The organism is Mesorhizobium sp. SARCC-RB16n, assembly GCF_008520305.1.
Classification (GTDB): Bacteria; Pseudomonadota; Alphaproteobacteria; order Rhizobiales; family Rhizobiaceae; genus Mesorhizobium.
On sequence record NZ_ML703258.1, the window covers coordinates 280,779 to 288,333 of the forward strand.

Sequence of the window (7,555 nt, forward strand, 5' to 3'; positions counted from 1 at the left end):
TCAGCGTGCCGTAAGGTCCGCATCGCCCCGAGTGTGGAACTCGGCTTTGTTTTGCAAAAGCGGCCGAGACCGTCCACCACGCTTTCTCTCACCGTCAGATCCATCCTGGGCGGGAACCTGAAGGAACAACCTTGCACGGCTGACTATGCGCGATCGGCCGCGTCCAAGCGGTGAATTGCCGGCTTGCGGCCTCACAAGTTCAAACAGAGTACGGTCAAAATGGATACTGTCAAACAGGCGCCGCGATACGGTTCGCACCACTATATCAACGGCGCATTTTCAAATGCTGAGCCCTCGCGCACGGGTTCGGTCTTCAACCCCTCTACCGGACACGAAATTTACCGTACAGCTTATGGGGACCGCGCCGTAGTGGATGACACGGTGCAAGTGGCCGTCAAGGCAGGGCGCGAATGGGCTAACGCCTCCCAGGCGCATCGGCTGCAGGTGATCTTCCGCATGCGAGAACTCATGCTTCATCAGGCCGATAAGATCGCCGAAATCACCGGCCTCGAAAGCGGCAAAACCATCTCCGACGCTCAGGGCGAGCTAAGCCGCGCGCTGGAGGCCATTGAATTTGCCACCAATGCACCTCAGATCACCAAGGGAGAGTATTCGCGCAACGTCGGCGGCGGCATCGACACGTTTTCCTTCCGTCAGCCGGTAGGCGTGGTCGGCTGCATTGCGCCGTTCAATTTCCCTGTCATGGTTCCGATGATGATGGGAACGATGGCGATCGCCGTCGGGAATGCCGTTGTCCTCAAGCCGTCCGAACGCGTCCCAGGCGCTTCGGCGCTGTTGAGTGAGCTCTGGGCAGAGGCCGGTTTGTCAGCGGGCGTCTGGAACATGGTGAACGGCGACTCTGAGGTGGTCAACGCAATCCTTGAACATCCGGGCATTCCTGCGATCAGCTTCGTCGGTTCCACACGCGTCGGAGAGCACATCTACCAGCATGGCAGCAAGCACAACAAGCGAGTTGCGGCCTATACTGGCGGTAAGAACCACATGGTCGTGTTGCCCGACGCTGATCTTGACGCGGCGGCAAGCGCCTTCGTCAGCGCGGCCTACGGCTCTTCCTCGCAACGTTGCATGGCCGTATCGCTTCTGGTCTGCGTTGGCGATGAGACAGCGCAGAAGCTACGCGATCTCGTCGGCGATCACATCGCCCAACTTAAGGTCGGAGCCTACGATGATCCCTCCGCCGATTTTGGTCCGCTCGTTACTCAGGCGGCCAAGGCGTCCGTCGAAAGCGCAATCGAGCGCGCCGTTGCAGAAGGCGGTGAAATCGTTTCTGATGGTAGGGGCATCACTATCGACGGCCACGAAAACGGTTTTTTTGCCGGGGCCACTTTCATCGACAAAGTTACGACTGACATGCAACTGTGGCAAGATGAAATCTTCGGTCCTGTCCGTGGCATGATGCGGGCGAAAAATCTTGATGAGGCAATCCGGATTGTGAATGCTCACGAGTATGGCAACGGTGCCGTGATCTTCACACGCTCGGGCGGGGCGGCGCAGGTCTTCTGTGCCGAGGTCGAGGCCGGCATGCTCGGTGTAAATGTAGCAGTTCCCGTTCCCGTCGGGCATCACAATTTCGGAGGCCTCCGCCGCTCGAAGTTCGGGGACGCCCACATGTTTGGGCCGGACGCCGCACGTTTCTATACAAAACTCAAAACAGTGTCACAGCGATGGCCGCAGACCGAAACGGCACAGCCGGCGAAGCCGTCACTCAATTTCCTGAGCAATGGTTGATCGGTGACGGAAAAGCGATGTCGGTTCACGAACCGATAACCACGTTGGTGGTCGCGCAGTCGAGGATGAATGTGCGGCCGTCCATGAACAAAGCGAAGCCAGCGAATACTCCTGCAGGCACTGGTCCCTGATTGAGTTGGCAGGCGGACGAATTTGCGTGAGATCACGTGTTGGATATTCACGCAAGTCGGCGCTGATGCACATTTGCTAAAGCACTCCTATGTTGCGCATGACGGATGAACTCGTGTGTCATGGCGTGCCGCGCTTCGAGATCTTCGCGGAGGGATACACGATGGAGATTCCTGACCGACTCAGGCCGTGCAGGACCACCATCGCCGGCACGCACCAATCCTTCGAATGGACCCCGGCCGCAGGCTCGATCCTCGACGTCGCTCTGGCCGCCGGCGCGCCGCTGCCGAGCGGTTGCCGCGTCGGCCAATGCGAGAGTTGCGCCATCCAGGTTGTCGATGGCAGTTTTGCCCACCTGATTGAATTCGATGGAGAACCTGGCCGCTGCCTGACCTGTCACGCGGTTCCGTTGTCCGATAGCACCATCGCCCGTAATGCCCGCGGCGCGGCCAATCGAGCCGGCACCGTCAATCACCTTGACCTCCTAGCTGATTGCCTTGGAGGCTTCCTCGACACCGGTGATGCCCCCCGAATGCAGCCGTTCTTGAGGTCGCCGGCCAAAACGACGATGGTCTTGCCCGGCTGCCCTTTTGGGCCGGTGGTTGGCCCGTCCCAGGCTGTGACTTTCTCCGCATGTTTCTGCACGACAGCCATGGCATCGGCTTTCGCCCGGCTGGAGAACAGAGCCGGAGCCGCGATGGTGATGGCCACCAAGAAGGCGGAGGATTTCAGAAATTCCTGCTATTGGTACCTCTCTTTGCTTTCAAGAATGATGCGTCACCGGCTGATATCTCCGGCCACGGGACCGGAACCGGCGGGATGGGCGTTGACGTAGATGGCGTAGAGCGATGTCTGCGCGGTGATGTAGAGGCGGTTGCGCTTGGGACCGCCGAAACAGACATTGGAGACCAGTTCAGGAACCAGCACCCGGCCGATCAGCGTCCCGTCCGGCGCGTAAACCCGCACTGAATCGGCGCTCGAGGCCCAGATGTTGCCGTTGCGATCGGCGCGGAAGCCATCGAACATGCCGGCCGCGCATTCGGCAAAGACGCCGCGCGCCCGCACTGAGCGGCCATCATCGGCGAGTTCGTAGGCATGGATGGCGTGCGGCAAGCCCGGCACATGGCTGGCGCCGGTTTCCGAGACATAGAGAAACTTCTCGTCCGGCGAGAAGGCGAGACCGTTCGGCTGCACCCTGTCGGTGATGACAGTGGTCAGCTCGCCCGCGGCCTCGTCGAATCGGTAGACGTGGGAGCCGCCGATCTCTGGATTGGCGATCTTGCCCTCATAGTGGCTTTCGATGCCGTAGACGGGGTCGGTGAACCAGATCGTTCCGTCGGATTTGACCACCACATCGTTGGGCGAGTTGAACCGCTTGCCGTCGACGCTTTCGACCACCGCCTGCCAGCGGCCGTCATGCTCGAGCCGGGAGACACGGCGCCCCCCATGCTCGCAACCGACTACGCGGCCTTCCCGATCAAGTGTGTGGCCGTTCTGGTTGTTGCACGGCGTCTCGAAGACACTGACGGAGCCGTCGGTTTCATCGTACCGCAGCAGCCGGTCGTTGGGGATGTCAGACCACAGCAAATGCTTTGCCGAGGGCACATAGACCGGACCTTCCGCCCAGCGGCTGCCGGTCCACAGCCGTTCGAGCTTGGCATGGCCGATGATCAGCTTGCCGAAACGCTTGTCCAGGAACTCGTAGTCGCTCATGCTGTCATTCCGAATGGGTTCGCCGCACCAAGCATCGCCTGTCGGTGCAGTTGCGCGGGCGTCTTGGTCTTCAAGGCGAAAGACTGGAGGGAATCCAGATCCTTCAGCATGTTGTTGATGCGGCCGGTCGGCGAGTAGTCGCGCGCGGCGAACTTTCGCCATGAATTCCTGCATAATGCTGGAATCGGCGCGCCCGCCGTTGAGCGCCGCCGGGATCGTCCTGGGATCGACACCGCCGGCCCCGGCGAGTTTGACTGCTTGGGCCACCGCGCAAACAGTTGGTTGATGAGCTTAGTCATCTGCCCTGCCCCACTTGGCCCTATCAGCATGTAGTTGGCGCACAGATGCCCCCTTACCAGCCGTGCGCGTTCGAATCCGCCGGCTCTCCGCCAGCCTACGCTACGACATCCTCACCTCCTCAAACAGTATGGCGGCATAGTCCATCGCACCGTGCAGGACGTGGACGATCACAACCTGCTCGCCATCCACCCGATAGAAAATCAGGTAGTTTCTATGGACGCGGCGGCGGATTTCGTATCGCTCATAGCGAGGCACCAAAGGGAAAGCCTTTGGGGACGTTGCTATCGTTAGGCATTTCTGTTCCAACTCGTCAACGAATGACAAAGCTCTGAGTGGGTTGTCTTTCGCGATGTTGTCGCCTATCTGCCGCAAATCCGCCTTTGCTTCGCTCGCAAAGCGCACTTTCATTCGGTCGAGCCCGGCAGCATGGCTTTGTAGCGTTCCCGCAGTTCGCTGAAAACATCCTCGGCAGCATGGGTTCGCGCTGCGTCAGCATCGGCTATTCCACGCATGATTGATGCATCCAGTGCCGCCAGTTTCGTTTCTCGGTCTTGAATCAATCGCACGCCTTCCCGCAGAACCTCACTTTTCGAGCCGTAGCGGCCCGTTTCGACGAGTTGCTGAATGTAGCTTTCAAGCTGTTTGCCCAGATCAGCGCTGATCAAATGAATCTCCCTCCGTCACGGCATACCTGAGATAGGGTGTTTATCAACTATTATCAACATCCCTTCCCGGACCGACGCTACTTTGCCCGCCGCCGCCACATAAAGGGCCTGACCTTCCAGTGCAGTGTCGACGAAGCGCAGCTCCGCAAGGCAAAGTATAGGTTGCGCCGGCGTGCAGCGCTCGGCGCTGAGGTCTCTCCAGTGAAGCGCCGGTCTACACCGGCACTTTTCCGCTGCCCGATTTGCAGACAGCGAGCCATTGGATCGCTGCGTTTGGATCTTCCAAAATACCGGCCCGTTTCGCAAAGCCGAGAAAGGCATTGTGGGCCGCGCCTATAGGCTTGTACCCGTCGTGTGCGTCAAAGCACGCCCGAAGGGCGGTCTGATGGATCAAGTCTCTGCGATCTTCAGGCCATTCGTCGAGAAAATCGATTGCGTCTGCAAGGCCGGCAATCTCTTGCACGATAACCGTGGCACGCCTCACGAAGATGGGACTGGCGAAAACTTCAGCGTTCATTCATTCTTCCCATCTGCTGAACTGCTTATCTGTTTGAGAGCCGCGAATCCCCGCGCCTCCCACCATGGCAGAATGTCTTGTCACTGCGATGACGGGTCAATCGGGAGGAAGCTGCGTTCACGCCTGAGGGAGATCACGGATATTGTGGAGCGCGGGGATGCCGGGGTGTCCATTCTTCCATCGACAGTTCCGCTCCCTTATTGGGCCCAGGCGTGATCGCGATCATATTCTCTCAGAGCCCGCGCCCTGTTGCTCGCCTGTCAATCTGCAAGGAATGTGTGCGTCCCTGGCTATCATTCTCGGTGCGTTAATCACGCCGTAGCACTCAACGTCCCGCGGAGCGCTCTCTGCTTCTGAAGGAAGCGATTAGGTCCGCTCGGGCTTGATCGGGGGCTTGGCTGATGGACGTTGTGGGTGCTTCGCTCAGCTGCCGCCCCATGGCGAGGCTTTGCGGATTATCAGTCCTCTGCCTCTTCGCCGGTATTAACAACGCGGTGTAATGTTCCTTGTTGATGATCATGCCCCCGCTGCTCACGAGGTTGCTCCTGTCAATTGTACTCGTCAGCTCGTCCTGGGCCTCGCGCCTCTTGCCCAAGTGCCGTTCAAACGGCGCTGGCGCGATTTGTCGGGCTTGCTGCTCTTGCAAGACGGCGTGTTGCACCTGCGACCCAGCTGGTAAAAAAGCTTCTGCGGGGATTGCGGCAGGCTCGTGCGGAAGGCGCTCCTCCCTCAGTCGGTTTTGCAGCGCCCCCCGATCGGCGGCGAGGTAGTTGAGGTGCAGCGGCAGCTGCTGGTCTGGCCGCTCTTCGTTCGCCAATCGACGAACCAGCTCGCGCGTGCCGTCCACCACGAAGACGCCGCAATCAACAACGTTGTTCTGCCGGGCCATGGCGGGTGTCACCAGCGCGGTCGCGTCCAGTCTTGCTGCAAGCTCTCGTGCAAGCGCGTGGTTGTATCCCAGTCCGTTTTGCTGGATGGAATCGTAGTGATAGGCCACCGCTCTTTTCGGGTCGCGGCGATCAACGAGCAGCAGCGACCAATGCTCGACGCGGTTAGGATCCGGCGCCGGATCCATAGGATCGGCACTGTTCACCGGCAGGAACACGAAGTCGGCTGGGGCGCCGTTTTGATGATAGATGGACAGCAACCTACCTTGCACGTCCACGTCGTCACGGCGCAGGAGATGGGAGACTGCCGCATCCACCAGCCGCGTTCGGGCGGCGAGCGCTGGATGGACCTCCTGGAGGTCCTGCTCCAGCAACCGGTAGTCCCTGTGGATATGGGCGTCGCTCAGCAGTTCGTCGGCGGCGAGCACCGCCCCCTCAGGGGGGTTGGACAAGCGTGACGGAAAAGCTCCGATCTGAGCATCGGAGGAGGTGGTCAGATCGACCAACGGAACACCGCGATAGCTGTTTGATAGCCTGGCGGCCGCTGGCGAGGCGGGTTCTGGAGCCCTTAATTTGCGAGGACTATGACCATCGCGAACACGGGTGCTTGAGGCCAACCTGCTGTCACTGGCCACTTGTTCTAAGACATGCGCGTCTGATGGCGCTGGCCGCCCGGCAGTAGCTGAATAGCCCCGCTCATGATCACGGAGGACGGTCAACGCCCTCTTCATGGCATTGTCTTTCGGAAAGAAGGCATCGACGTGATCGACCATGGATTGGTGATTTTTTAGATCAACCGCTTGGCCACCGGCGCCGAGATCATTCGCCAATCGGTAAAGTGCATTCCCGTAGTTACGGACCGTTCCCTCGCGATAGTGTTTCCGAGCCGCAACGTCAGTGAGCGCCTGATCAATAAGGTCCCGGTGTTCGCCGGACAAATGGGGATAGAAGGCTGAATAGCCCGGGCTCTCATAATACGCACGGAGGACGTTCAACGCCGGCTTCATCTTACCGCTTTTCGGAAAGAAAGCATCGACGTGATCGACCATGGATTGGTGATTTTTTAGATCAACCGCTTGGCCACCAGCGCCGAGATCATTCGCCAATCGGTAAAGTGCATGCCTGTACTTACGGACCGTTCCCTCGCTATAGCGTTTCCGAGCCCCAACGTCAGTGATCGCCTGATCAATAAGGTCCCGGTGTTCGCCGGACAGATGGGGATAAAGAGCATTGTGGGCGCCACTCGCGCCAGCCGGATCGGCTCGGCGCGCCTCGGCCACGTGCTGCTCAACTTGCCGGGCCTGGCCCGCATCCGGCAAGAGGCCATCGCGGTCCAAGGAAGAGAGCATCGCGTCTGGGACGCGTTGAGCTCCATGGGAGAAAGCATCCTTGATCGCAGAGGCGGCTTGATCATCCTGCCCTCGCTGAAGCACCTCGCTAAACCCGTCTACCAGTCGCAGAAACTCCTCTGGATTGGTTGGCGGCTCGTCGGCTTGATCATCGAACAGCGGCCGGAGCGCGTCGGGAACCCCGTCTGATCTTGGGGACGGGGCAGCCCAGCGGCCGGGCTCTTGAGAGCCGCCCGAGGAAACTGG

Annotated in this window: 8 protein-coding genes and 1 pseudogene; 3 read left to right on the forward strand and 6 right to left on the reverse strand. The window is 59.8% G+C overall.

Features of this window, described 5'->3' with window-relative positions; genetic code table 11:
• The first annotated feature begins 219 nt into the window (after positions 1 to 219).
• Positions 220 to 1,749 (forward strand): CoA-acylating methylmalonate-semialdehyde dehydrogenase, encoded by a 1,530-nt coding sequence (locus C7I87_RS06720; protein ID WP_149903450.1) that lies wholly within the window; start codon positions 220 to 222, stop codon positions 1,747 to 1,749.
• A 220-nt stretch (positions 1,750 to 1,969) separates the two neighbouring features.
• Positions 1,970 to 2,713 (forward strand): 2Fe-2S iron-sulfur cluster-binding protein, encoded by a 744-nt coding sequence (locus C7I87_RS35890; protein ID WP_246696213.1) that lies wholly within the window; start codon positions 1,970 to 1,972, stop codon positions 2,711 to 2,713.
• Here C7I87_RS35890 and C7I87_RS06735 read toward each other — a convergent pair.
• From C7I87_RS06735 to C7I87_RS06760, 6 genes and pseudogenes are all read right to left on the reverse strand, one after another.
• Entirely contained in the window at positions 2,656 to 3,591 is a 936-nt protein-coding gene (locus C7I87_RS06735; RefSeq protein WP_149903451.1) for an SMP-30/gluconolactonase/LRE family protein, read from the reverse strand. The two genes, C7I87_RS35890 and C7I87_RS06735, sit on opposite strands and share 58 nt — an antisense overlap.
• Positions 3,588 to 3,974, reverse strand: a pseudogene (locus tag C7I87_RS06740) (NAD-binding protein); the annotation flags it as partial. The gene C7I87_RS06735 and the pseudogene C7I87_RS06740, both read right to left, overlap by 4 nt.
• A 16-nt stretch (positions 3,975 to 3,990) precedes the next feature.
• Positions 3,991 to 4,299: a type II toxin-antitoxin system RelE/ParE family toxin gene (locus C7I87_RS06745; protein WP_149903452.1), complete on the reverse strand. Its 309-nt coding sequence runs from the start codon at positions 4,297 to 4,299 to the stop codon at positions 3,991 to 3,993.
• Positions 4,296 to 4,556 carry a type II toxin-antitoxin system ParD family antitoxin gene (locus C7I87_RS06750; RefSeq protein ID WP_149903453.1) on the reverse strand — a complete coding sequence of 87 codons (261 nt, stop codon included), beginning with the start codon at positions 4,554 to 4,556 and terminating at the stop codon, positions 4,296 to 4,298. The genes C7I87_RS06745 and C7I87_RS06750 overlap by 4 nt, the downstream gene beginning before the upstream one ends.
• Positions 4,557 to 4,770: 214 nt before the next feature.
• Positions 4,771 to 5,073, reverse strand: a complete 303-nt coding sequence (locus tag C7I87_RS06755) for a DUF982 domain-containing protein (protein ID WP_149903454.1) — start codon at positions 5,071 to 5,073, stop codon at positions 4,771 to 4,773.
• A gap of 325 nt (positions 5,074 to 5,398) precedes the next feature.
• Complete coding sequence (locus C7I87_RS06760) at positions 5,399 to 7,009, reverse strand: C48 family peptidase (RefSeq protein WP_246696214.1); 1,611 nt, start codon at positions 7,007 to 7,009, stop codon at positions 5,399 to 5,401.
• Between the two features lie 27 nt (positions 7,010 to 7,036).
• On the opposite strand from C7I87_RS06760, the gene C7I87_RS35895 reads away from it, so the two are divergent.
• Positions 7,037 to 7,498, forward strand: a complete 462-nt coding sequence (locus tag C7I87_RS35895; RefSeq protein WP_246696215.1) for a hypothetical protein — start codon at positions 7,037 to 7,039, stop codon at positions 7,496 to 7,498.
• Positions 7,499 to 7,555: the final 57 nt, after the last annotated feature.

Bases quoted from the DNA above. Each gene is read 5' to 3' on its own strand.
- C7I87_RS06720 (WP_149903450.1), top strand. From the start codon at position 220: ATGGATACTGTCAAACAGGCGCCGCGATACGGTTCGCACCACTATATC.
- C7I87_RS35890 (WP_246696213.1), top strand. From the start codon at position 1,970: ATGTTGCGCATGACGGATGAACTCGTGTGTCATGGCGTGCCGCGCTTC.
- C7I87_RS06735 (WP_149903451.1), bottom strand. From the start codon at position 3,591: ATGAGCGACTACGAGTTCCTGGACAAGCGTTTCGGCAAGCTGATCATC.
- C7I87_RS06745 (WP_149903452.1), bottom strand. From the start codon at position 4,299: ATGAAAGTGCGCTTTGCGAGCGAAGCAAAGGCGGATTTGCGGCAGATA.
- C7I87_RS06755 (WP_149903454.1), bottom strand. From the start codon at position 5,073: ATGAACGCTGAAGTTTTCGCCAGTCCCATCTTCGTGAGGCGTGCCACG.
- C7I87_RS06760 (WP_246696214.1), bottom strand. From the start codon at position 7,009: ATGGTCGATCACGTCGATGCTTTCTTTCCGAAAAGCGGTAAGATGAAG.